Raw genomic sequence first — 25,334 nt, forward strand, 5'->3', positions numbered from 1 at the left:
ACCTTTACCAGCGTCAAACCATTTTACTAAACCAGTCATTTTATTAGACATAGAGATACTTCCTTCAATTATTTTTGATTGCCGCCATAGGCGAGCGAATAGGCTTGGGCACAACTTATGGGGCACTTAGAAGGAATTTCGCGGAGAAGAGGTATCTGTCTGATAACGCTAATACGGGGAACTGCTTTACTAAAACTGCTTGCATAAATGTTACTGTCAACCGGGTACTACTTACTTTTACTTAATTTACTGGGGGAGCGGTTGCACTGCTCGGGTCTGGCCGTCATCGCTATTGGCAGCCTGCTCCCCTAATCACACTGAATTACAGGGCGACTACGTTTACCGCTGATGGGCCTTTAGCGCCGTTCTCGATAGAGAACTCAACTTTTTGACCTTCATCCAGGGTTTTGAAATCATTGCTCTGGATAGCAGAGAAGTGAACGAACACATCTTTGCTGCCGTCAGCAGGCGTAATGAAACCAAAACCTTTACCAGCGTCAAACCATTTTACTAAACCAGTCATTTTATTAGACATAGAGATACTTCCTTCAATTATTTTTGCCACAATAGCGTAGCGAACGTGGTCTGTTTTTCAGAGGGTAACTTATTGGGCACTTAGGAGGAGACTCACGGAGAAGGGATATCTATGGATAACGCTTGAACTGAGGACTGCTTTACTAAAACTGCTTTCATAAGGTCTGTGTTCCAAACCGATGACGCTATTTAACCACAACACATTACTCGTGGCAACCTAATATTCGACTCCCATAACTAATATCAATGGTTTTTTTAGCTGGATATACATGAAACTGGCTAATTTAATGTGACTAAACAGTCAATTAGGCCAATAAAAAAACTGCGATTTTTTTTGCATTAGGCCGTTAAGTACCGGGGGAATACCCCCGGTATTTGAATTTAACGAGGTGAAACTGTCACGGTACCGCTGCGATCACTGGCAATGATCACGCGTTGACCTGCGCTGAAGCGGGTTGGCCCCTGCGCCTGTACGACAACGATGCTGCTGCCATCATCGCGACGGATTTCCAGTTGGACACCTTCACTGCGGTTCATTGCGCTTTGTACGCCCTGACCCGCCATACCGCCAGCAACGACACCGCCCGCTGTCGCCAGGCTATTACCACGGCCACCGCCGATAGTATTACCCAGGAAGCCACCCACCACGGCCCCACCAATGGCACCAGCGACATTATTCTTATCACCACCCTGAATGGTGACTGGCCGCGCTGAGACCACCGTACCGTAAGTCACAGTCTGTACTTGCCGTGCCTGAGAAGCAGTGAAAGTATCACCAGATGCCGTTCGGTTGTTGGCACATCCACTTAATACGGTTGCCGCGAGTGCGACAACAATGACTAGTTTATTCATCATGAACCCCTAATTATCAGTGCAAGTCAGACGTTAGCTAACAATCACCAAAGCCATATCCCCGTCATACTTCAAACTGCATGTGCGTTGGCCGCCTTCCTGCAACTCGAATTATTTAGGGTATAGATAACTGTTAATAATGACTATAGCGTGATAACGATGCATTTGAGGAGATAAATAATGAGCAGATGCTCACATAGGCGAGTTCCCGCTTACTTTTCATGTTAACGTCAATACCCAATATCGCCGATTAACCTCTTCAGGAATGTTGTCTTGTTACGCTCGATGATTTCAACCAAGATTTTCCGCCTCGACTTAGGTCGCTTAATCCTTATTCTGGCTGTGATGAGTGCCTTTGTGACACTGGCAAATAGCTTCTATGCCAGTTATCGGGTTCAACGGCAGTTGTTGATTGATAACACACTGGAAGCTAACCGTGTTTATGCCACTAAACTGGCGTCCAGCGCTGAAATTTTTGTGCGAAGCGCGCAAAAGCAGCTTCATTACAGCAGCATGATTGCCGCTAAGCATTTTGATGATCAGGCCGTTCTGCAAGCAGAAACCGCACGGCTCAAATACCAAACAGACAGTTTTAATTCGGTAGTGATAACGGATGCGCACGGCATTGTCCGTGCTACATCGCCAGATAGCTTGCAACTCTTGGGCCATACTTTGACCTCGCCAGGATCGGCGGAAGCGCTCAAAGTCCGGCGTCCGCTTATCAGTAAACCCTATGTGTCAGCAGCCAATAATCTGGTTATCAATATATCGTCACCTATCATCACGCCAGATGGACGCTATCGCGGCTATATAGGTGGGACAATTTATCTGCGTAAGCAAAGTATTTTAAATGAATTATTGGGTGAGCATTACTATCGCGATGGTTCTTACATTGTGGTGCTCGACCGTGATCGGCGCATTCTGTATCACCGGGATGTTAACCGTATTGGCGAAATACTGGAGCCGAAGCCGATTACCGAGGCTGTCAAAAAAACTGACAATGGCAGCTTGATGGTGACTAGTACCAACGGTGAGTCGATGTTGGCGGGTTACGCCGTTGTGGAGCCGTCAGGTTGGGAAATTATTACCTTGCGGCCAGAGTCATCCACTTTGAAACCTCTGGAAGGACTGATGCTCAAAGGCTTGGGCCACATAGCGCCACTGGCACTACTGACCTTATTGGGGGTTTGGTTGTTATCCCGCTTAATCGCTCGCCCACTGTGGCTACTGGCAGGTAGTGCTAATGATATGGATAAGCCAGATATTGCCAGCAGCATTAAAGAGATTCCCTCATGGTATTTCGAATCGACTCAGCTCAAACGGGCATTGCTGATAGGTATCAGTCTGTTGCAAAAGAAAATCGGTAAATTGAGGTTTGAGGCCCAAACTGATCCTATGACCGGCCTGTATAACCGGCGTGGTCTGGCGACAACACTTGAGCCTATCGCGCAGCTCGGGCAGCATTTTTCTGTTATTGCATTGGATATTGATCACTTTAAAGAGATTAATGACTCTTATGGTCATGACGTCGGTGATGAGGTTATCAAGCAATTGGCGATACAAATCCGCGAAAGTTCACGTGACAGCGATATCCTGTGTCGCAGTGGTGGTGAAGAGTTTCTGATGTTGTTACCCGGCACGGTGCCTGAGGTTGCCACCCAGGTCGCCAGGCGGTTACGGCACAATGTAGAAATGATGGTGATGGCAGACATTCGACCTATCACGATTTCATTGGGTGTGGCGTTCTGGAATGGAGAAGGAATGCCAGAAGATACCCTGAAACGGGCTGATGAAGCGCTATATCGCGCGAAGCAGCACGGGCGCAATCGAGTGGAAGTTGCCTGAATATGACCTAATAAAAAAGGCGCGCTCCGTGTGGAGTACGCCTTTTTAAACAACACTTTAACTGACTAGTATCAGTTCATGCCGTATTTTTTCAATTTCTTACGCAGCGTGCCACGGTTGATGCCCATCATCAGGGCAGCGCGGGTTTGGTTGCCACGGGTGTATTGCATCACCATGTCCAACAATGGCTGTTCAACTTCAGCCAGTACCAACTCATACAGGTCACTTACATCCTGACCATTCAGTTGAGCAAAATAGTTCTTCAGTGCTTGTTTAACCGAGTCACGCAAAGGCTTTTGAGTCACCTGATCTTGTGAGTTTACGGTTGCAACGGTCAGTACGTCAGAATTTACGCGTTGTTCGAACATAGTTCTGTCAGCTCTTTTTTCTGTTTACGCAAGATTTTCGAAATATGCCTCCAACGCCTCCAGCTGTTCGCTGGCATCCTCAATGGCGTTGAATGTGCGCCGAAACTGGTCGTTAGGGGCGTGCTCCTGGAGATACCAAGAGACGTGCTTACGTGCAATACGAAATCCCTTGCCTGGACCATAAAAGTCGTGCAATTCCCGTATATGCCCGTTCAACAAGCGCTGCACTTCGCCAAGTGGCATCGGTGGCAGCAGCTCCCCAGTGTCCAGGTAATGCTGGATTTCCCGGAAGATCCAAGGTCTTCCCTGAGCGGCACGTCCTATCATCAGGGCATCAGCCCCAGTGTAGTCGAGCACCGCTCTGGCTTTATGCGGGTCAGTGATGTCGCCATTCGCGATAACGGGAATGGAAACAATCTGCTTAACTGATCGAATACTGTCGTATTCCGCCTCGCCATTAAACAGGCAAGAACGGGTTCGGCCATGAATCGTCAGGGCCTGTATACCACAATTTTCAGCCAGTTGGGCAATTTCTATACAGTTACGGTGTTCGGCAGACCAACCAGTCCGGATCTTCAACGTTACCGGCACATCTACCGCATTAACCACTGCGGAGAGGATCTGTTTGACCAGATCAGGATGTTGCAATAATGCAGATCCTGCCAGTTTGCGGTTCACTTTCTTGGCCGGACATCCCATATTGATGTCGATGATTTGTGCACCATTCGCCACATTGATTTTGGCGGCTGCTGCCATCTCATCCGGGTCGTTACCTGCAATCTGCACGGTACGAATTCCTGGCTCATCGCTATGAACCATGCGCAAACGCGACTTATCCGTCCGCCATACCTCTGGGTTAGAGGAGAGCATTTCAGATACAGTCATCCCAGCCCCCATGCCGTGACATAGCGCTCTGAAGGGGCGGTCTGTTATACCAGCCATCGGGGCGGCAATCAGGCAATTTGTAAGCTGGATGTGTCCAATACGCATAGACAAAGAATGACCACACTGTGTCCGTAAGGGCGCGTATATTACGCATTTTTGCGCTCAGATGAAAGGCCAAACTTTGACCAATTGATGAAAAAAGAGCAATAAATGGCGAGCCAATCTGAGTTAGTTAATTATTAATCCATATATAACATGATGTTAGGTTAATATGGTTAATTTGTGCGCTTAAGTATTTTCTACTAAACAACATAATTATCGACTACAGACGTAGCATCATTGTGGTCGAAAGTGCTGATTTATTCATCAAACCAATGATAAAGAACAGATATAAATGAGTCAGACATCTCATTTCAGTTAAAAATAATGCTTGATGGATTGCGGCCTAATGCAGGGAAATGCTAGCGCTATTCTTCGAATTTGGCGTCACAACTAATTTGGTGTCACAGCATTGGCGTCACAATACTGAATGTAAGCTGTAACACCAATAATTTGCTGGCAGTATTACTTCTTGATACCGGTGATGCGGCACCACTCTTCTTTCTCTGCCACCGGGTCGAGAGTGAATTTATCCTCGTAAGCCTGTGCGACCCCCGCCGCCTGCGTAGCCAACACACCTGACAAGCCAAGATGGCCACCCGCAACCGGCAAGACACTAATCAGCGGCGCGAGTTCGCGTAATGGGCCTGCCAGAATATTGGCGACCACCACGTCAGCAGATAAATCGGCTGGCTGATCTTTGGCGAGATACAGCTCCAGACGCTCTGAAACGCCATTACGTTGCGCGTTATCACGGCTGGCCTGAATGGCCTGCGGATCGATATCAATGCCAATAGCGCGCGCTGCACCGAGTTTTAGCGCCGCTATCGCCAGGATGCCAGAGCCACAACCGAAGTCGATAACCGTTTTCCCCGTCAGGTTGAGGCCATCGAGCCATTGCAGACACAATGCGGTAGTCGGGTGGGTGCCGGTACCAAATGCTAAACCGGGGTCAAGCATCACATTAACGGCAGTAGGGTCGGGCACATCGCGCCAGCTCGGACAGATCCACAAACGCTCGCCAAAACGCATCGGATGGAAGTTATCCATCCATTCGCGTTCCCAATCTTTATCTTCTAACTGCTCAATTTTATGGATGAAACCTTTACCGATCTGCGGGTGATGTTCCAGCATGGCAATGACTTCTGCCATATCGGTTTCTGCATCATACAGACCGATGACATCGGTATCGCCCCACAGGCGGGTTTCACCGGGCAGCGGTTCAAATACTGGGTTATCGTGGGTATCCTGAAAAGTTACGGATACTGCGCCACTTTCGATTAGCGCGTCCCCAAGGGATTCGGCCTGATTGCCGGTGGTGTTTAATTTTAGTTGGATCCAAGGCATAGCTTTTCTCTTCCAAAACCGATCCGCAACTTGCGTTCCTGGAGCGGTTTTTATCAATAAGGTTTCGGTAAATAATAGCGGTAAATAGCGATTCTATTCCGTGCTGGCGATGATGGGCTGCCGCGCTCGCGCCCTATCGCCAAACCGATTACCGATATAAAACGCCAGCAGGTTAAGCACCAGAGAGGGCACTATCGGATGCAAACCAGCAATCTTAATGTCGAAACTGGCCAGAACTGTATAGCATATCGCACCGACGATCATTGAGCTAAGGGCACCATGAGCATTGGCGCGCTCCCAGTACAACCCTAATACCAGTGGCCAGAGGAATACGGCTTCCAGGCCGCCAAAGGCTAATAGATTCAGCCAGATAATCATTTCTGGCGGACGCCAGGCAGCAAGCAGCAGTAATAGCCCGAGTATCAGTGTCGACATACTGGATATACGTGTCAGTTTACGCTCATTCTTCAGTTCCTCCGGCCACAGATTGAGGTATAAATCTTTCACGATGGTGGCAGAGGATTGCAGCAACTGGGCATTGATGGTCGACATAATCGCCGCCATCGGTGCCGCCAGAAAGATCCCAGCAGCAAAGGGGGGCAGCACAGTTATCATCAGTGTCGGGATCACTTGATCCGGGATCTTCAGGTCCGGCAACACTGCCCGGCCTAATGCGCCAGCCAAATGCATACCGAACATCAAGATTGCCACCACAATGGTGCCGAGGATAATGCCGCGATGCACCGCTTTACTATCACGGTACGAAATACAGCGTACGGCGGTATGTGGTAGGCCAATAACCCCAAAGCACACCAGGATCCAAAATGATGCCATAAACGGCAGATCGAGGATCTGATCGCCACCCTGCGGAGAAACCAGTGCGGGATCAATATGCTGTAGGGTTTCGACGGCTTTATGTAGCCCACCTGCGGCATGGATAACCGCCACCAGCAGCAAAATAGTGCCGACTAACATCACCAGTCCTTGCATGGCGTCGTTAAGTACACTGGCGCGGAAACCACCAAAAGAGGTATATAGCGCGATGCTGATACCGAAAATTAGTAAACCGGTGTCATAAGGGATACCCGCTGCTGTTTCCAGTAAGCGAGCGCCGCCGATAAATTGTACTGTCATGGCGCCGACAAATGCCACCAGTAAGCTGAGGCTGGCAAGCCATACCAATAAGCGGCTCTGATAGCGGGCATACAACATGTCGTTGAGGGTTACAGCATTATAACGGCGCGCCAGAATGGCGAATTTCTTGCCTAATACGCCCAGTGACAACCACACCGCTGGCAATTGAATCATGGCCAACAGCACCCAGCCAAGGCCATATTTATAAGCAGCCCCCGGCCCGCCGATAAATGAGCTGGCACTGATATAAGTGGCGGTTAGGGTCATTGCCAGTACGAATCCCCCCATCGAGCGGTTGCCGATGAAGTATTCGTTAAGGAAATTCCCAGTTTTGCGGCGGGTATAAGCATAAACTGATAAGCCAAATACCATGGCCAGATAGCCCACTAATGGTAGGACGACATCAGTTTGCATTGTCGTCCTCCAATGGGATATCACGAAATATGATGCGTACCATTAACCAGCACAGCACAATAAACAGCAGTGGCAGTGCAATACAGGCGGCTTCAAACCAGGCCGGTAGACCGCTTATCCCGGCAATGTTGCCCGGTAAATACGCTGTTATTATCCACCCAGCCAGATAAGCCAACGTTAAGCCAAAGGCCCAGCGTGCTTCTTTATTGGCTTGTAGAAATCTTGTATCCATGTCTTTTCCCCATACCCTTGGTACTTGGCACTACAGTGTTGTTAGCTGCTCTCACATACCCGAATTAACTTATCGGATTTCATTAGATTGCCGCTTTGCTACAACGCCAATGACTTGGGTATAAAAGCATAAACAAAGTTTAAAAAGAAAAAGGCCGATGATTAACCGGCCCTGATATAAAAGGTAAAACTCATGAAAGGCGAAATATTAGGTTTCTTGCAACCCGAGTTTTTTCTCCAGATAGTGGATATTGGTGCCACCGTGCTGGAAGTTTTCGTCGTTCATGATGCGTTGCTGTAACTCAACGTTGGTCTTGATGCCATCGATAATGAGTTCTGCTAACGCATTCTTCATGCGGGCAATAGCAACATCACGGTTTTCACCGTAAGTAATCAGCTTGCCGATCATGGAGTCATAATATGGCGGCACAGTATAGCCGGCATAAATATGAGACTCCCAACGCACACCAAAACCGCCCGGCGCATGGAAACGGGTAATTTTACCCGGACTCGGCAGGAAGGTATTTGGGTCTTCGGCGTTGATACGACATTCCACGGCGTGGCCATGCACTTTCACTTCATCTTGTTTGATGGAGAGAGGTTGGCCCGCTGCGATACGCAGCTGTTCTTTGATCAAATCGACACCGGTAATCATTTCGGTAACCGGGTGTTCAACCTGAATACGGGTGTTCATTTCGATGAAATAGAACTCGCCGTTTTCATACAAGAACTCGAAAGTCCCCGCGCCACGATAGCCGATTTCCACACAGGCTTTCGCACAGCGCTCACCGATATGACGGCGCATTTCGCTGGTGATACCTGGTGCTGGTGCCTCTTCAACCACTTTCTGGTGGCGGCGCTGCATAGAACAGTCGCGCTCAGCCAGATAGATAGCATTACCTTGACCGTCAGCCAAAATCTGAATTTCGATATGGCGTGGGTTTTCCAGGTATTTTTCCATGTAAACCATGTCGTTATTGAAAGCCGCTTTGGCTTCCGCACGGGTCATGTTAATGGATTGCTCAAGATCTTTGTCATGGCGCACCACTCGCATACCACGACCACCACCACCACCTGATGCCTTGATAATGACCGGATAACCGATTCGTTTGGCAAAGGCTTTGTTCTTGGCAGTGTCGTCATCCAGTGGGCCATCAGAGCCTGGTACGCAAGGTACACCGGCTTTCTTCATGGCATTTATTGCAGAAACCTTGTCACCCATCAGGCGAATGGTTTCGGCGCGTGGGCCGATGAAGATGAAACCTGAACGTTCTACCTGCTCTGCGAAATCAGCATTTTCAGACAGGAAACCATAGCCGGGGTGAATAGCCACCGCGCCGGTGATCTCAGCAGCAGAAATGATCGCTGGAATGTTCAGATAGCTTTTAACAGAAGGTGCGGGACCGATACAAACAGTCTCGTCAGCCAATAACACGTGTTTAAGATCACGATCCGCAACAGAGTGAACTGCAACAGTTTTGATCCCCAGCTCTTTACAAGCTCGCAGGATACGTAGCGCAATCTCACCGCGGTTAGCGATTACGATTTTATCAAGCATGGAACGCCTCGTTACTCGATGACGACAAGAGGCTCGTCGAATTCAACCGGTTGACCGTTTTCAACCAGAATGGCTTTTACAGTACCGGATTTATCTGCTTCGATTTGGTTCATCATTTTCATCGCTTCAACGATGCAAAGAGTGTCACCAACAGAAACTTTCTGACCTACTTCAATGAAGGCTTTAGCATCCGGGCTCGGGGTGCGGTAGAACGTACCGACCATTGGGGAGCGCACGATATGGCCACTGATGGCTGCTGGTGCTGCGGCTTCAGCAGGTGCTGGAGCAACGGCTGCGGCCAGCGCTGGCTGTTGCTGTGGTGCAGCAAAAGCATATGGCTGTTGCATCATTGGGTAGTTTGGTGCGGCGGGAGCACGACTGATACGTACTGACTCTTCGCCTTCTGAGATTTCCAGCTCTGAAATGCCGGACTCTTCAACCAGTTCGATCAGTTTCTTAATCTTACGAATATCCATGAGTGTGATTCCGTACTCTTTGTGTGTTGCAATTATACCCATCATACTTCAGGTTGCATGTGTGTTGACTGCCTTCGTTCACCCCAGTCACTTACTTATGTAAGCTTATGGGGATTCGCTCAGTTGCCGCCTACCTGCAACTCGAATTATTTCGGGTCTAGTTGGATTTTGACAAGCGATTTACCGCTGCCTGTAAAGCAAAGTTGTAGCCATCTGCGCCAAGTCCACAGATTACGCCAACCGCGATATCAGAGAGATATGAATGATGACGGAAAGGCTCCCGGGCATGCACGTTAGATAAGTGAATCTCGATAAACGGGATCTGCACACCTAACAGCGCATCGCGCAGTGCAACACTGGTGTGTGTAAACGCTGCTGGATTGATCAGGATAAAGTCGGTATTACCCCGAGCCTGGTGAATTCTATCGATCAGCACATGCTCTGCATTTGACTGCAAGTGGGATAGCACCACATCCATTCCCTGAGCTTGAGCCTCTAACTGACTGACAATCTCAGTCAATGTTGTGTAACCGTATTTTTCCGGTTCACGGGTTCCAAGCAGATTCAAGTTAGGGCCATTCAGAAGCAAAATGTGAAACTTATCCGACATTGTGCTGGTATCTCCGGCAATTAGTACATCATCGTAAAAAATAACCTGATGTCACCGATTTGTCACCTTTTTACGATGAATTTGACACTGCGATCGGTACTAAGGTCGGGCATTATAATGATATCGTAGCAATTAGCAGCTAAATACTGGTCTTATCAGCGAAGATATTCAATAAAAAAAGATAATGGCCGATGAAAAATTCAGATTTTTAGCGGCACCATTGCCGAAATTTTTTATAACGTAACGCCAATAATATCGCTGCCGTCACTGCGTAAATAATGGGGAGTGGCGATAGGGTTTTCACCGACCAAAGATAATGAATTGGTGCAAGAATGGCGACAACATACACCAAATTATGCAATTTTTGCCAGTTGGCTCCCATTTTTCGTTGTGCCCATAAGGTGGATGTCACAGCCAGTGACAGTAACAACAGCCAACTGATTATGCCCAACGTCAGGTAAGGGCGGGTCACCAGTTCACGTCCTAGCAGGCCAATATTACTCAGCCCAAGTTCCAATACCGAGTAGCTGACTAAGTGCAAGGTTCCCCAGGCAAAACACCATAAACCCAACAACCGGCGACAGCGGATCAGTAGCGGTTGTTTGCCATAGCGCGCCAGCGGCGTGACCAACAATGTCGCCAGTAACAATTTCAGTGTCATGCGGCCGGTAAAGTGTTGAATGTCTTTGGCGGGATCAGCACTGAACCAGCCTTGATCTACCGATAAAATTAGCCATAGAAACGGCAGTGCGGCGGCCAGCCAGATAGCCACCTTGAGCCACTTGATTTGTCGTAAAGTAAGCCGCATTAGAAATTTTTCCGTAGATCCAGGCCACGATAGAGTGAAGCTACCTGATCGGCATAGCCGTTAAACAACAGTGTTGGTTGGCGCTGAACATCAAGAATACCGCCAGAGCCAATAAAGCGTTCGGTTGCTTGCGACCAGCGCGGATGATCGACATGTGGGTTCACATTGGCATAAAAGCCATATTCATTGGGCGCACTCAGGTTCCAGGTCGTCGGAGGCTGCTCATTAGTCAGGCGAATATGAACGATAGATTTTATCCCTTTAAAGCCGTATTTCCATGGGGTGATGAGACGCAGTGGCGCGCCATTTTGTGGTGGCAGGGCTTTGCCATAAACACCCAAGGTCATAAAGGCCAGTGGGTTCATGGCCTCATCCAAGCGTAATCCTTCGACATAAGGGTATTTCAGGCCACCGCCAATAAAGCGATCTTCCTGCCCCGGCATCTGATCCGGCGCATAAAGTGTTTGAAATGCGACGTAGCGAGCATTACTGGTGGGCTCAACCAGTTTCAGTAATTTGCCTAATTCAAAACCAATCCACGGCACCACCATTGACCAGGCTTCAACACAGCGCATACGGTAAATGCGTTCTTCGAGTGGGAAGCGTTTTATCAGGTCATCAATATCGAGTGTCATGGGTTTGGCGACGTCACCGTCGATTTTTATCTGCCAACCTTCGGTTTTCAGTGTTCCGGCATTGGCCGCAGGGTCAGCCTTATCCAAGCCGAATTCATAGAAGTTATTGTAACCGGTAACTTTATCTTCCGGCGTTAGCGCCAGGTCTGGGTGGTAAACCGTTGATTTGGTGAAATCCAGTGGCTTGCCAGAAGGGGCTTTGGGGCGGCCATTTCCTTTAAACCATGCTAGCAAATCAGCCTGAGCCGATGTGGGCAATGCCAGTGTGGCAGCAGTGATTCCCAATGCTTGCAATACCTTGCGGCGCTGATAAAAAACACTTTCTGGTGTCACATCAGCTTCGGTCAGTTTGCGCGATATGGCAGCATTACGCAGGGAATGGGATAAAAAGTTGCGCATAAAATGACTCCGTCAAACAGGGTAGACATACCAACCTTATTGACATTAATCATGGCGGCTTATAGGGATAAGTGCTAGAGGAGCAGAGAGAAATTTGAAAATCATTACAATACAGATAATAGGCCGGAGGTATGAGCCTCCGGCGACGCGGGATCAGCGTACTTTCACCAGGGTTCTACCGGTGATTTCGTTCGCCAACAGTCGAGCAGCGATAGTCGGGGCATCGGCAAGGGTGATGGCTTGCGAGGCTTGCTGATAGAAGCTTTCAGGCAAGATTTTCTGTAGACGTTGCCAGGCTTGCAGGCGACGATGTTGTGGTGTCATCACTGAGTCCACCCCTTGTAACCGCACATTGCGCAAAATAAATGGCATCACAGTCGTTGGGAGTGAATAGCCACCGGCCAAACCACAAGCGGCTACGGTGCCGTTGTAATTCATCTGCGCCAGCACTTTAGCCAGTAATTTGTCGCCAACGGTATCAATCGCACCGGCCCATAATTGTTTTTCCAGTGGGCGCGAAGCATCAAGATAATCATTGCGCGATAGCACCCGATGAGCACCCAGGCTTTTCAGGTATTCACTGTTGCTGTCTCGGCCCGAAATGGCGGCGATTTTGTAACCCAGTGCGGCAAGTAAAGCGATTGCGGTGCTGCCCACACCACCGCTGGCGCCAGTGACGACCACTTCGCCGCTTTCAGGCGTCACGCCACCTTCCTCTAGCGCCATGACGCACAGCATCGCGGTAAAACCAGCGGTACCAATAATCATGGCCTTACGTGGTTCCAAGCCTTCAGGCATAGGAACCAGCCAGTCGCCATTGACGCGAGCCTGTTCTGCCAAACCGCCCCAATGATTTTCACCCACGCCCCAACCGGTCAATAAAACCGATTGACCGACATGAAAACGTGGATCTTCGCTGCTGTGAACGGTGCCCGCAAAATCGATGCCTGGCACCATCGGGAATTCACGAATAATCTTTCCTTTGCCCGTGATAGCCAGTGCATCCTTATAATTCAGGCTGGACCAATTGACATCAACCGTGACATTACCGGCTGGCAACTGTGAAGGGGATATTTCACGCACTTCTGCGGTAGTACGACCTTCAGTTTGCTCAAGTACAAGCGCTCGCATATGGCACTCCAGAAAAACAGAAAAAGAATGATTTAAGAGTGAGCCAATATAGCGACAACATCAACCTTCAAGCCTGATCAAGAACAAAAATCAGGTGGTTGATTTCGTCCGTGACTATTCTTGAAAGAGGATTAGCCAAAGTTCAGGGAAAAAGGCTGAGTTATTGTGTTCTGGTCGCATTATGAAGTAAAAAACCAGTATTATGTCGGCATTCTGACATATAGTATTTTTCTCGAAGGAACTGAGGCATTTTTTCATTGAATTGCGCTTCGCAAGGTTAAAGGATGCGATTTACAACCAAACTTTCTGTATTTATGACCTTGTTGGTCGTATTGGCGATGTGCTTAGTGCTACTGGGTAGCACGGCAAGTTTCTTTTACTTATGCCAGAAAAAAATGGAGCACCGCCTCCAGAGTATTGTGACAGCTTATGATCAGTCATTGCTGTTACAACCTGCTGATAAAGAACGCGAATGGCTACCGATCATGATGCGAACGCTAGGTGTGCTGGAAGTTAGCGTTCAGAATGAAAACAGTACGTTGTACCAACTAAAACTCCCTGCCATTTATGCCCCCTGGAACAGTCAAAACCACCACCGTAGCTTGGTTGTTCCTATGTTGCATCAGCCGGGGGCCTCAATGCATTTCACTTATATTGACCCCTTAAACAGCTATGCCCGCTCCCTTTACGCCGCCGCTATTTTATCGTTGGCGGTGGTGATTATTGCGATAACGCTGTTGCTGAGTTTCCGTTGGTTGCGTGAACAGACCGCAGGTCAGGAAAAACTTGAGTGGCGGGCTAAGCGGATCCTGAATGGCGAACGTGAGCACGCCATTAATAGTGACGGCCACGAATGGCCGCCTTGTGCCAGCCGTGCTATAGACCATCTATTGGCTGAGCTGATAGAAGTAAGAGAAGAGCGTAATCGCGTTGATACATTGATTCGTACTTTTGCCGCACAGGATGCCAAAACCGGCTTCAGTAACCGCCAGTTTTTTGATAATCAGTTAACGACTCAATTGGAAGAGCCTGGTGCTCATGGTGTGGTAATGATGGTGCAGTTACCGGACTTTGACAGCTTAATTGAAACGGATGATCACCAGAAAGTGCAAGAACTGATGCATTCGCTGATTAACCTACTTTCGACTTTTGTTACCCGGCATCCCTCTGCGTTATTGGCTCGTTATCATCACAGTGATATCGCGATTTTACTCCCCCATAAAACGCTAAAAGACGCCGATGTTATCGCTGCGCAATTGGTGCATGCGCTTGGGGCATTGCCTGCACCACAAATTATTGACCGTGAGTCACTGCTGCATATTGGCATTGTGGCGTACCGCAATGGCGATTCCGCTGAGCAGATAATGGATAATGCTGGACAAGCGACCAAAAATGCGGCGATGTATGGGGGTAACGGCTGGTATGTCTATGATACCCGCGTAGCAGAAAAAGGCCGTGGTAGTGTCAAATGGCGCACTTTATTAGAACAAACGCTGGCTAATGGTGGCCCTCGGCTTTATCAGAAACCGGTTGTTACTGTTGACGGTAAAATTCACCACCGAGAAATAATTAGCCGCATTTATGATGGCGAACAAGAATTGCGCGCCGCTGAATTTACCCCTCTGGTGCAATTGTTCGGTTTGGGTGAGCGCTATGACCGCCAGAAAATTGATCGGATAATTCCTTTATTAGCTTTATGGCCGGATGAAACTCTGGCATTTTCTATCAGCGTTGATTCATTATTGCAGCGTCCTTTCCAGCGCTGGCTGCGGGATACGCTGTTGCAATGTAGAAAATCAGATAGAGAGCGAATTATCTTTGAACTTGCAGAGGCAGATGTGTGTCAATATATCAGCCAAATCCGCCCGATGATGCGTTTATTGCTGGGTGTGGGTTGTAAGGTCATGGTGTCGCAGGCCGGATTGACGGTGGTCAGTACGTCATATATTAAGTCTCTTCGGGTTGAAATGATAAAACTTCATCCGGGATTAGTTAGAAGTATTAATTTACGTTATGAAAATCAGTTGTTTGTCGAGAGCCTAACCGGTGCTTGCGCGGGAACGCGTGCAAAAGTTTTTGCGGCAGAAGTTCTTACTCGTCAAGAATGGCAAACGCTGAAGGAGAAAGGTGTTTACGGTGGACAGGGCAATTTTTTTGCTCCGCCAACGCTTTTAAACCCTGGAAAGAAAAAATATTCGTATTAGGGCCATGTTTAGCCTGATCGTTGAGCAAAAATTAACGTAGAATGTGCCAGTCATTTCCGTAAATCGTTGGTGGGTGCTTACTTCCGACGAGAATCAGGTTAAATGTTAGATTTTATGTGCTGTGTTACGCCGGTCGTTGCGCAGAATCTGCGTTGTGCCGAAGGTTTATTCAACCTTTTCAAACAACATGGGTTCGTGATGGAACGAGATGTCAATAACGCAGCTACTTTTTCACCGAATCAGGACGTTTTTGCGCCTTGTCGCTGCTTCGTGTGGTTGGTAAAGTAGGCGGATTTTATTTTCCGCCCCCAGCTTGCAGGATTATCCTTTCGTTATGTTTAAGAAATTTCGTGGCATGTTTTCCAACGACTTGTCCATCGACTTGGGTACCGCCAATACCCTTATATATGTTAAAGGACAAGGCATTGTACTGAATGAACCTTCAGTGGTTGCTATTCGCCAGGATCGTGCCGGTTCCCCGAAGAGCGTTGCGGCTGTGGGCCATGATGCCAAACAGATGCTTGGGCGCACCCCAGGCAATATCGCAGCAATTCGTCCGATGAAAGATGGTGTTATCGCCGACTTCTTTGTCACTGAAAAAATGCTGCAACACTTTATTAAGCAAGTTCACAGCAACAGCTTTATGCGCCCAAGTCCGCGTGTATTGGTGTGCGTACCGGTCGGGGCAACTCAGGTTGAGCGCCGTGCGATCCGTGAATCTGCTCAGGGCGCAGGCGCCCGTGAAGTGTTTCTGATTGAAGAACCTATGGCTGCGGCAATTGGCGCAGGCTTACCGGTTTCTGAAGCAACCGGCTCAATGGTTGTGGATATTGGTGGCGGCACCACAGAAGTGGCCGTTATCTCTCTGAACGGTGTGGTTTATTCTTCTTCCGTACGTATCGGTGGTGACCGCTTTGATGAAGCCATCATTAATTATGTGCGCCGTAACTACGGTTCCCTGATTGGTGAAGCAACGGCTGAACGTATCAAGCACAGCATCGGTTCTGCTTACCCTGGTGATGAAGTTCTGGAAATTGAAGTTCGCGGTCGTAACCTTGCAGAAGGTGTACCACGTGGCTTCACTCTTAATTCCAATGAGATCCTTGAGGCGCTGCAAGAGCCGCTAACGGGTATTGTTAGTGCAGTCATGGTTGCGCTGGAACAGTGCCCGCCAGAACTGGCATCTGATATCTCTGAACGCGGTATGGTGTTGACCGGTGGTGGCGCATTGCTGCGTAACCTGGATCGCTTGCTGATGGAAGAAACAGGTATCCCGGTGGTGGTAGCAGAAGATCCATTGACCTGCGTCGCTCGCGGCGGTGGTAAAGCGTTGGAAATGATCGACATGCATGGCGGCGATTTGTTCAGCGAAGAATAGTCAGCCAAAACAAAAGAAGAGGGCTTGATCGGATAACCGTATTTTGTACGCATCAGGTCAAGTGCTTCTTTTTTTGTCGTCGAGGAATACGCAAAATTTATGAAGCCGATTTTTAGCCGGGGTCCATCCCTGCAACTGCGGTTGTTCTTTGCCGTTCTTGCAGCCATTGTTTTGGTTATTGCGGATAGCCGATTGGGTACATTTGTTAAAATACGTACCTATATGGACACCGCCGTTAGCCCTTTCTATTTTCTGGCCAATGGGCCACGCAAAGTTCTCGACAACGTTTCTGAAACTCTGGCTACCCACCAACAGTTGGAGCTGGAAAATCGTGCGTTGCGCCAGGAGCTATTGCTAAAAAATACTGATCTACAGTTGTTGGGGCAATTTAAGCAGGAAAATAACCGCTTACGTGAATTGCTCGGCTCTCCGTTACGTCAGGATGAACAAAAAATGGTGACGCAGGTGATGTCCAGTGGGACAGATCCCTATAGTGACCAAGTAGTTATCGACAAAGGTTCTAACAATGGGGTGTACGAAGGCCAACCGGTTATTAGTGACCGTGGTGTCGTAGGCCAGGTTGTTGCGGTGAGTAAACTCACCAGCCGCGTATTATTGATCTGTGATACCTCCCACGCGCTTCCTATTCAGGTTCTACGAAATGATATTCGGGTGATTGCCGCCGGTAGTGGTTGCACCGATGATTTATTATTAGAGCACTTGCCTAGCAATACAGATATTCGTGTTGGTGATGTATTAGTGACGTCCGGTTTGGGTGGCCGTTTCCCTGAGGGCTATCCGGTAGCTGTGGTTTCTTCCGTTAAAGTTGACAACCAGCGAGCCTATACTGTGATTCAAGCGCGCCCGACCGCTGATTTACAGCGCTTACGCTACCTGCTGTTATTGTGGGGTGCGGATCGTAATGGGGATATTCCATTGCCACCCGATGAAGTTCGCCGCGTCGCAAATGAGCGTTTGGCTCCCATGATGTCGCAAGTATTACCGGCCGCAGATGCCATGGGCCCTCCGGCACCGCCAGCAGCAACGGCACCAACAGCAGTGACTGCTCCGGGAGTCTCACCATGAACCGTTACAGCAGCAATGGCCGTTGGGTTATCTGGTTATCTTTCCTGATTGCGATGGTGTTGCAAATCATGCCGTGGCCTGAACAGATATATATGTTCCGGCCTTCATGGCTAGCATTAGTCTTAATCTATTGGGTTATGGCATTACCGCACCGCGTGAATGTAGGGACCGGTTTTACTCTCGGGCTGATTATGGACCTTATTTTGGGTTCCACTCTCGGCGTGCGGGCGCTGGCACTGAGTATTATTGCTTATCTGGTCGCGTTTAAGTTTCAGCTATTTCGCAATATGGCCTTGTGGCAGCAGGCGCTAATTGTGATGCTGTTGTCACTGACGATGGATGTCGTGGTGTTTTGGTCTGAGTTTTTAGTCAGTAATGTCTCATTCCGCCCCGAAGTGTTCTGGAGTAGTGTGGTCAACGGTATTCTGTGGCCTTGGCTATTTTTGTTAATGCGTAAGATTCGCCGTCAATTTACGGTGCAATAAGGACTTAAGACTCATGACCGCCCTGTACCTCGCCTCTGGCTCTCCGCGCCGCCGTGAATTACTGACCCTGCTTGATGTCCCTTTCGAGGTACTGAAAACAGAAGTTGAAGAGCAGCGCAGAGCCGAGGAAAGTGCACAACAATATGTCCAGCGTTTAGCACAGGACAAAGCACGGGCAGGGGTGAGTGTCGCACCACAGGATTTGCCGGTACTCGGTGCAGATACCATTGTGGTGTTAAATGGGCAAGTATTAGAAAAACCACGGGATAAAGCGCATGCACAGCAAATTCTGAGTGCATTGTCTGGGCAGCAGCATCAAGTGATCACTGCCGTGTCTCTCGCTGACCGAAAAAATATGTTATCTGCCATGGTTGTGACAGATGTGACATTTCGCGTGTTATCTCAGTTGGAAATCAGTGACTATATTGCTACCGGTGAACCCATGGACAAAGCGGGCGCTTACGGTATTCAGGGGAAAGGTGGTTGTTTCGTCAGATCCATCACCGGCAGTTATCATGCTGTGGTGGGTTTGCCGTTGGTTGAAACCCATGAATTACTAAGTAATTTCATTGCGCTACGTAATGTGAGAGGAAGTCATGACAGCTGAATTACTGGTCAATATTACACCGTCTGAAACGCGGGTTGCCTATATTGATGGCGGCATCCTGCAAGAAATACACATCGAACGAGAAGCTAAAAGAGGGATCGTCGGTAATATTTACAAAGGTCGTGTTAGCCGGGTTTTACCGGGGATGCAGGCGGCCTTTGTTGATATAGGTCTGGATAAGGCCGCATTCCTTCATGCTTCCGATATCATGCCCCACACCGAATGTGTGGCTGGGGATGAGCAGAAAAATTTCAATGTGCGTGATATTGCTGAACTGGTTCGTCAGGGGCAGGATCTCATGGTGCAGGTGGTGAAAGACCCGCTTGGCACTAAAGGCGCACGTTTGACCACCGATATTACCCTACCTTCCCGCTATCTGGTGCTTATGCCAGGTGCTGCCCATGTTGGTGTTTCCCAGCGTATTGAAAGTGAAGCTGAACGCGAGCGCCTGAAAAAAACCGTGGCAGAGTATTGCGACGAGCAAGGTGGTTTTATTATCCGTACCGCCGCGGAAGGAATTGGTGAAGAAGAGCTGGCCGCTGATGCCGCTTTCCTCAAACGTTTATGGACGAAGGTTCAGGAGCGTAAAAAACGTAATATCACTAAATATAAGTTGTACGGTGAAATGGCGCTGGCACAACGTGTACTGCGTGATTTTGCTGGTGCGGCATTAGATAAAATCCGCGTCGACTCCAAATTGACCTATGATTTGCTGGTGGAATTTACCAGTGAATATATTCCAGAAATGACCGAAAAACTGGAGCTGTATGCGGGTAAGCAACCCATTTTTGACCTCTATGATGTCGAGAATGAAATACAGCGATCATTAGAGCGTAAAGTTGAGTTAAAATCAGGCGGTTACCTGATTATTGACCAGACCGAAGCCATGACCACCGTGGATATCAATACTGGTGCTTTTGTCGGTCATCGTAATCTTGATGAGACCATTTTCAATACCAATATTGAGGCTACTCAAGCTATCGCGCGCCAGTTACGGCTGCGCAACCTGGGTGGAATTATCATTATTGATTTCATTGACATGAGTAACGAAGAGCATCGTCGGCGAGTCCTTCATTCACTGGAACAAGCACTGACTAAAGATCGAGTAAAAACCAGTATTAGCGGTTTCTCTCAGCTAGGCTTAGTAGAGATGACTCGTAAGCGGACGCGAGAGAGCATCGAGCATGTATTATGCAATGAGTGCCCTACCTGCCGTGGCCGTGGCACGGTCAAATCGGTAGAAACCGTGTGCTACGAGATCTTGCGCGAAATTGTCCGTGTTCACCATGCTTATGATTCTGACCGTTTCCTGGTTTATGCTTCTCCAGCGGTGGGGGAAGCGCTGAAAGGTGAAGAATCTCATGCACTGGCTGAAGTGGAAATCTTCGTTGGTAAGCAAGTGAAAGTTCAGATTGAGCCACTGTATAACCAAGAACAATTTGATGTGGTGATGATGTAAGAGCCCCCCGGTCTTACAGCTTGCAGCGGATGGCAAGGAGAGAAGTGTGAGGCGACTGCCCAGGATAATGTTTGCGACAGGCGCCACAATAATTGTTGTGGTTGCACTGTTGGTCAGTGGGCTGCGCATGATGTTGCCTCTTATCAACGATTATCGTCCACAAATCGTGGCCAAGATTCAGTCCATCAGCGGTATTCCACTGGAAGTGGGGTTCATGCAAGGGACGTGGGAAACCTTTGGCCCGACATTGGAATTGCGTGATATTCGCGCTAAATTGCCGAAAGCTGACTGGCAAGTGCAACGTGTGACTCTGGCGCTTGATGTATGGCAGTCATTGTTGCACCGCCGTTGGCAATTCCGTGACATGACTTTCTATCAGTTGCAGTTGGATCTCCATACCACGTTAGATAGGCAGCAGAGCAATGGCAACAGCTTTGAAGCCAGCACTATCACTGATATTTTCTTACGTCAGTTAGATCACTTTGATCTACGCAACAGCCGTATTTCGTTCCTTACCCCGTCTGGCCCACGCGCCGAATTAGAGATTCCACAACTTACCTGGCTTAATTCCTCCAGTCGGCATCGTGCTGAAGGGCAAATCAGCCTGTCGACCATTAATGGTCAGCATGGTGTGCTAATGGTGCGGATGGATCTGCATGATAATCAGGGGATTTTAAGTAACGGTACTGTTTATATGCAGGCCGATAATATTGATGTAAAACCCTGGATTAGCCGTTGGCTACACACCAATACCGGGCTGGAGAGTGCTGAGTTCAGTTTGGCGGCGTGGTTGAGTATCAAAAGTGGTGAAATCTACAGCGGCAATGTATTGCTCCGTCAGGGGCAAGCCAATTGGACGGTGGAAGGGGAATCTCATCAGTTAGCAGTAGATAACTTGGTGTTGGAAGGCAGCCGCCATGGCAATGGTTGGCAAATTGATGCGCCGGAATTGAGTCTGAAAACCGATGGGCAACCTTGGCCAAAAGGGCATTTATCTGCGCTGTGGTTACCGGAAAACACCCAATTTATTGGGCCAGACCAATCTCAAGAGTTACGCATTCGTGCCACGAATATTCAGTTAGAGCGAGTCGGGCCGCTATTACCCACTTTGTCACTGTTGACCCCCGAGCTTATGAATCACTTAGCTGATTTGCGGCCTCAAGGGATCGTCGATGCTTTGGCTTTGGATATTCCTATCAGCCAGCCGCAAAAGACCCGTTTTCAGGCGAAATGGCACGATATCAGTTGGCAGCATTGGGATAGGGTGCCGGGCGTGAATAATTTTGCTGGTTCACTCAGTGGCTCCGCCGAGCTTGGGCGGCTGGATATCAACTTGAAAAACAGCACATTACCTTATGGCGATATGTTCCGTGCGCCGCTAGAGGTCAGTCAGGCTAGCGGTACGGTGAACTGGCAGGTTGATGATAACGGCTGGGAGTTGTGGAGTGATCAACTGGATGTCAGGGCTAAATCATTGTGGGCCAATGGCAGTTTCCGTTATATGCAGCCAGACACGGGTCAGCCGTGGCTTAAAATTCTAAGTGGTATCCGTTTGTATGATGCGGCAGATGCCTGGCGTTACTTCCCGGTACCCTTAATGGGTGGAAAGCTGGCTGATTACCTGACTGAGGCATTGCACGGAGGGCAGGTAGATAACGCCACGCTGATTTACAACGGCAATCCTCACGATTTCCCCTATAAACATAAAGAGGGCCAGTTCCAGGTTTATGTTCCGCTGCGTAACGCGACCTTCCAGTTCCAGCCAGATTGGCCCGCGTTAGATAATTTAGCCATCGACCTCGATTTTCTCAATGAAGGCCTGTGGATGAATGCGCCTCATGCCATGCTGGGTAAAGTTACCGGTAGCAATATCAGCGCTATCATTCCGGACTATCTGAAAGAAAAACTCTATGTTGATGCTGAAGTCGCCGGTGAAGGGCGTGACGTCCATGACTACTTTACCAAAACTCCACTCAACGATTCGGTAGCGGAAACGCTGGAAGAGTTACAGGTGGGAGGTAATGTTAGTGGGCGCTTACATCTGGATATCCCCTTGGAAGAAAACCGCATTACTCATGCCAGCGGTGAAGTTACATTGAAAAATAACAGCCTGTTGGTAAAGCCGTTGCAAAGCCAACTGGAGAATATCAGCGGTAAATTCCGTTTCAATGACGGTAATCTTGAAAGTGATACTTTATCAGCCAACTGGTTTGGGCAGCCGTTAACCGTTGATTTTACGACCGAAGAGCAGCCAAAGAACTTCTTGGTGAATGTTGGGCTGCACGGCGATTGGCTACCCGCCAAGTTGCCGGGCGTACCGAGCGATGTGGCGAAGTTACTGAGTGGCAGCGCCAATTGGCAAGGTAAAGTCGTGGTGCAATTGCCTAAAAATGGTAAGCCGGACTACAAAATTGATGTGACTGCCGATCTTAAGAAAGTGAGTAGTCACTTACCACCACCGCTAGATAAACCAAGTGGTCAGCCGTTACCACTACAGGTACAAGCAGTCGGTGGTCTCGAGAGTTTTACCTTGTCGGGCAGTGCGGGCAGTCATAACGTTTTTAATAGCCAATGGTTGATGCAAAAACAGCAAGTGGAGTTGGCGCGCGCTATCTGGCAGAGCGCCGCCATTTTGAAAATAGACAGTAAAAAAGCGCCGCCATTGCCAGATGATAAAGGTTTGGTGCTCAAATTGCCTAACCTCGATGGTGAGCGCTGGCTGGCCTTGTTGGGGGCGGAGTTTGCGGCGGTCAGTGCACCCTTTACTGCATCAGATCAACCCGCAATCAAGGGCGGCCAGTCCAATATCATTCTTCCTAAGCGACTGATATTGCAGACACCTCAGCTCTTGGTGGGCGGCCAGGCTTGGCACAATCTGACCTTGCAGGTCGATCCGTTACCCTCTGGGACGAAAATCACGGCACAAGGCCAGGAAGTGGATGGCCGTCTGCTTATGGCGGCAAATGGGCCGTGGCATGCCGATATTGATTATCTTTATTACAACCCGCAGTGGACGGGAAGTGAAAAGAAAGACCCACTGGCGCAAGCGGCATTGCAGGAGCCACAAAGCATTAGTAATATCCGCTTCCATGACTGGCCAGCCCTGCAACTGCGCTGTAAGGATTGTTGGATTCTCGGGCAGAGTGTCGGGCGAGTTAATGCGGATTTGACCCCGAAAGGCGATATTCTGGCACTGACCAATGGGCTAATCGAAGCAGGTAACGGGCGAGCGAAAATTAGCGGGCAGTGGCAGCAAGACAGTTCAGGTGACAAAACATCGCTCAATGTAGCGCTGAGTGGGCCAAAAATTGATGAAACTATTTCGTTCTTTGGTTTGACGACGCCGATAAAGGGGGCCTCGTTTGATATCAATGCTGACGTCAATTGGCGCGGGGTTCCGTGGCAACCGCAGATTAATACCCTGAATGGCACGTTAAAGAATAGATTGGGCCGAGGTCAACTGACCGATCTTGGTGGCGGCCGCGCGGGTCAGTTATTGCGTCTGGTGAGTTTTGACGCACTATTACGTAAGCTCCAGCTTGATTTTAGTGATACGTTTAGTCGTGACTTTGCGTTTGATTCTATTCGCGGTACCGCCAATATCAAAAATGGCGTGATGCATACCAATGACTTAGTAGTTGATGGGCTGGCGGCTGATATCGCCATGAGCGGGAATGTTGATTTGGCGAAACGTCAAATAGCTATGGAAGCGGTCATTACCCCAGAGATTTCTGCCACTGTTGGTGTTGCAACTGCTTTTGCGATTAACCCGGTGGTTGGGGCGGCAGTATTTGCGGCCTCGAAGATTTTAGGGCCGTTATGGAGCAAGATTTCGCTGATTCGTTACCAGATTACCGGCAGCTTGGATCAACCGACTATCCATGAAGTGTTACGCCAACTAAAGGAGAGTAAGGCGCCATGAAAAATGCCAATGTTGCATTATTACAGTTATGCAGCGGTGAAAATACCCGTGACAATCTGGCTCAAATTGAGCAGCAGATCAAACAGTTAAACTCAGGCATTCAACTGGTTATGACGCCGGAAAATGCATTGCTATTTGCCAATGCAGCCTCATATCGTCATCATGCCGAGCAACACAATGACGGGCCATTACAGCAAGAAGTTCGCGAGATGGCGCGTAAGTATGGTGTCTGGATTCAAGTGGGATCTATGCCGATGATAAGCCGTGAGTCACCGGATCTTATCACCACCAGTAGCTTGCTGTTTGACTCTCAAGGCGAGCTTAAAGCCCGTTACGATAAAATTCATATGTTTGATGTGGATATTAACGATGTGCATGGCCGTTATCGTGAGTCTGATACCTATCAGCCGGGTGAACACCTTACTGTGGTTGATACGCCGGTAGGTCGCCTTGGCATGACGGTTTGTTATGATTTGCGTTTCCCTGGTTTGTTCCAAGCTTTACGGGCGCAGGGAGCCGAGATTATTTCAGTCCCGGCGGCCTTTACTAAAGTGACCGGTGAAGCTCACTGGGAGATTTTATTGCGTGCCCGGGCAATTGAAAACCAGTGCGTGATACTGGCAGCGGCACAGGTGGGGCGTCATGGCGCAACCCGCCGTACCTGGGGCCACACCATGGCGGTCGATGCCTGGGGTAAAATCATTGGGCAGAATCCAGATGCGGTTTCAGCCTTAAAAGTCAAAATCGAAACCACAGGTTTGAAAACTATTCGTAACCAGATGCCGGTATTACAGCACAATCGCTTTGCGTCATCGCTGGTACCGCGATTATCTGATTCAAAACAATCATCTAAATAAAGAGTGAAAA

At 48.9% G+C, this 25,334-nt stretch carries 22 protein-coding genes; 9 read left to right on the forward strand and 13 right to left on the reverse strand.

Translation table 11 applies throughout. From position 1 onward, the window contains the following. Positions 1-322: 322 nt before the first annotated feature. Positions 323-535, reverse strand: a complete 213-nt coding sequence (gene cspA / locus QSV56_RS18180) for an RNA chaperone/antiterminator CspA (protein ID WP_005163090.1) — start codon at positions 533-535, stop codon at positions 323-325. Between the two features lie 380 nt (positions 536-915). After that, positions 916-1,386 (reverse strand): glycine zipper 2TM domain-containing protein, encoded by a 471-nt coding sequence (locus QSV56_RS18185; RefSeq protein WP_019080091.1) that lies wholly within the window; start codon positions 1,384-1,386, stop codon positions 916-918. 285 nt (positions 1,387-1,671) lie between these two features. Between QSV56_RS18185 and QSV56_RS18190 the strand changes: the two genes are divergently transcribed. Then, entirely contained in the window at positions 1,672-3,231 is a 1,560-nt protein-coding gene (locus QSV56_RS18190) for a sensor domain-containing diguanylate cyclase (RefSeq protein WP_301213251.1), read from the forward strand. A gap of 71 nt (positions 3,232-3,302) precedes the next feature. Here QSV56_RS18190 and fis read toward each other — a convergent pair whose 3' ends face one another. The 11 genes from fis to QSV56_RS18245 form a co-directional block, all read right to left on the reverse strand. Beyond that, complete coding sequence (gene fis / locus QSV56_RS18195) at positions 3,303-3,599, reverse strand: DNA-binding transcriptional regulator Fis (protein ID WP_002210061.1); 297 nt, start codon at positions 3,597-3,599, stop codon at positions 3,303-3,305. Positions 3,600-3,623: 24 nt separating this feature from the next. Beyond that, complete coding sequence (gene dusB, locus QSV56_RS18200) at positions 3,624-4,589, reverse strand: tRNA dihydrouridine synthase DusB (RefSeq protein ID WP_019080089.1); 966 nt, start codon at positions 4,587-4,589, stop codon at positions 3,624-3,626. A 459-nt stretch (positions 4,590-5,048) separates the two neighbouring features. Then, the gene (gene prmA / locus QSV56_RS18205) at positions 5,049-5,930 is read right to left on the reverse strand and encodes a 50S ribosomal protein L11 methyltransferase (RefSeq protein ID WP_046050121.1); all 882 of its coding nucleotides are present in this window, start codon (positions 5,928-5,930) and stop codon (positions 5,049-5,051) included. Positions 5,931-6,023: 93 nt separating this feature from the next. Beyond that, positions 6,024-7,478, reverse strand: coding sequence for a sodium/pantothenate symporter (gene panF, locus QSV56_RS18210; RefSeq protein WP_019080087.1), 1,455 nt, complete (start codon positions 7,476-7,478; stop codon positions 6,024-6,026). Further along, positions 7,468-7,710 (reverse strand): YhdT family protein, encoded by a 243-nt coding sequence (locus QSV56_RS18215; RefSeq protein ID WP_019080086.1) that lies wholly within the window; start codon positions 7,708-7,710, stop codon positions 7,468-7,470. The genes panF and QSV56_RS18215 overlap by 11 nt, the downstream gene beginning before the upstream one ends. 207 nt (positions 7,711-7,917) lie before the next feature. Then, positions 7,918-9,267 carry an acetyl-CoA carboxylase biotin carboxylase subunit gene (accC, locus tag QSV56_RS18220; protein WP_004392390.1) on the reverse strand — a complete coding sequence of 450 codons (1,350 nt, stop codon included), beginning with the start codon at positions 9,265-9,267 and terminating at the stop codon, positions 7,918-7,920. A gap of 11 nt (positions 9,268-9,278) precedes the next feature. Continuing rightward, the gene (gene accB, locus QSV56_RS18225) at positions 9,279-9,743 is read right to left on the reverse strand and encodes an acetyl-CoA carboxylase biotin carboxyl carrier protein (RefSeq protein WP_005163113.1); all 465 of its coding nucleotides are present in this window, start codon (positions 9,741-9,743) and stop codon (positions 9,279-9,281) included. Positions 9,744-9,900: 157 nt separating this feature from the next. Then, complete coding sequence (gene aroQ / locus QSV56_RS18230) at positions 9,901-10,353, reverse strand: type II 3-dehydroquinate dehydratase (protein WP_005174343.1); 453 nt, start codon at positions 10,351-10,353, stop codon at positions 9,901-9,903. 208 nt (positions 10,354-10,561) lie between these two features. Continuing rightward, on the reverse strand, positions 10,562-11,161 hold the full coding sequence (gene msrQ, locus QSV56_RS18235; protein ID WP_005174342.1) for a protein-methionine-sulfoxide reductase heme-binding subunit MsrQ: 600 nt from the start codon (positions 11,159-11,161) through the stop codon (positions 10,562-10,564). Next, positions 11,161-12,195 carry a protein-methionine-sulfoxide reductase catalytic subunit MsrP gene (gene msrP / locus QSV56_RS18240; protein WP_019080085.1) on the reverse strand — a complete coding sequence of 345 codons (1,035 nt, stop codon included), beginning with the start codon at positions 12,193-12,195 and terminating at the stop codon, positions 11,161-11,163. The genes msrQ and msrP overlap by 1 nt, the downstream gene beginning before the upstream one ends. 153 nt (positions 12,196-12,348) lie before the next feature. Next, entirely contained in the window at positions 12,349-13,326 is a 978-nt protein-coding gene (locus QSV56_RS18245) for an MDR family oxidoreductase (RefSeq protein WP_046050122.1), read from the reverse strand. 284 nt (positions 13,327-13,610) lie between these two features. Here QSV56_RS18245 and csrD point away from each other — a divergent pair, with 284 nt between their 5' ends. From csrD to nit1, 8 genes are all read left to right on the forward strand, one after another. Continuing rightward, a complete protein-coding gene (csrD, locus tag QSV56_RS18250; protein ID WP_019082211.1) occupies positions 13,611-15,530 on the forward strand; it encodes an RNase E specificity factor CsrD in 1,920 nt (639 codons plus the stop codon). Between the two features lie 334 nt (positions 15,531-15,864). Next, positions 15,865-16,908 (forward strand): rod shape-determining protein MreB, encoded by a 1,044-nt coding sequence (gene mreB, locus QSV56_RS18255; RefSeq protein ID WP_002228205.1) that lies wholly within the window; start codon positions 15,865-15,867, stop codon positions 16,906-16,908. Between the two features lie 99 nt (positions 16,909-17,007). Further along, positions 17,008-17,994 (forward strand): rod shape-determining protein MreC, encoded by a 987-nt coding sequence (gene mreC / locus QSV56_RS18260; RefSeq protein ID WP_005163136.1) that lies wholly within the window; start codon positions 17,008-17,010, stop codon positions 17,992-17,994. Next, positions 17,991-18,479, forward strand: a complete 489-nt coding sequence (mreD, locus tag QSV56_RS18265) for a rod shape-determining protein MreD (RefSeq protein ID WP_019080082.1) — start codon at positions 17,991-17,993, stop codon at positions 18,477-18,479. The genes mreC and mreD overlap by 4 nt, the downstream gene beginning before the upstream one ends. 13 nt (positions 18,480-18,492) lie before the next feature. Continuing rightward, a complete protein-coding gene (locus QSV56_RS18270; protein ID WP_046050124.1) occupies positions 18,493-19,086 on the forward strand; it encodes a nucleoside triphosphate pyrophosphatase in 594 nt (197 codons plus the stop codon). Continuing rightward, positions 19,076-20,545, forward strand: coding sequence for a ribonuclease G (gene rng / locus QSV56_RS18275; RefSeq protein WP_005174333.1), 1,470 nt, complete (start codon positions 19,076-19,078; stop codon positions 20,543-20,545). The genes QSV56_RS18270 and rng overlap by 11 nt, the downstream gene beginning before the upstream one ends. A 46-nt stretch (positions 20,546-20,591) precedes the next feature. Continuing rightward, positions 20,592-24,467 (forward strand): AsmA2 domain-containing protein YhdP, encoded by a 3,876-nt coding sequence (yhdP, locus tag QSV56_RS18280; RefSeq protein WP_301213208.1) that lies wholly within the window; start codon positions 20,592-20,594, stop codon positions 24,465-24,467. Next, complete coding sequence (gene nit1 / locus QSV56_RS18285; protein WP_019080079.1) at positions 24,464-25,324, forward strand: deaminated glutathione amidase; 861 nt, start codon at positions 24,464-24,466, stop codon at positions 25,322-25,324. Before yhdP ends, nit1 begins: the two co-directional genes overlap by 4 nt. Positions 25,325-25,334 lie beyond the last annotated feature (10 nt).

It is taken from the genome of Yersinia sp. 22-579 (genome assembly GCF_030433455.1).
GTDB classification, from domain to species: Bacteria; Pseudomonadota; Gammaproteobacteria; order Enterobacterales; family Enterobacteriaceae; genus Yersinia; species Yersinia enterocolitica.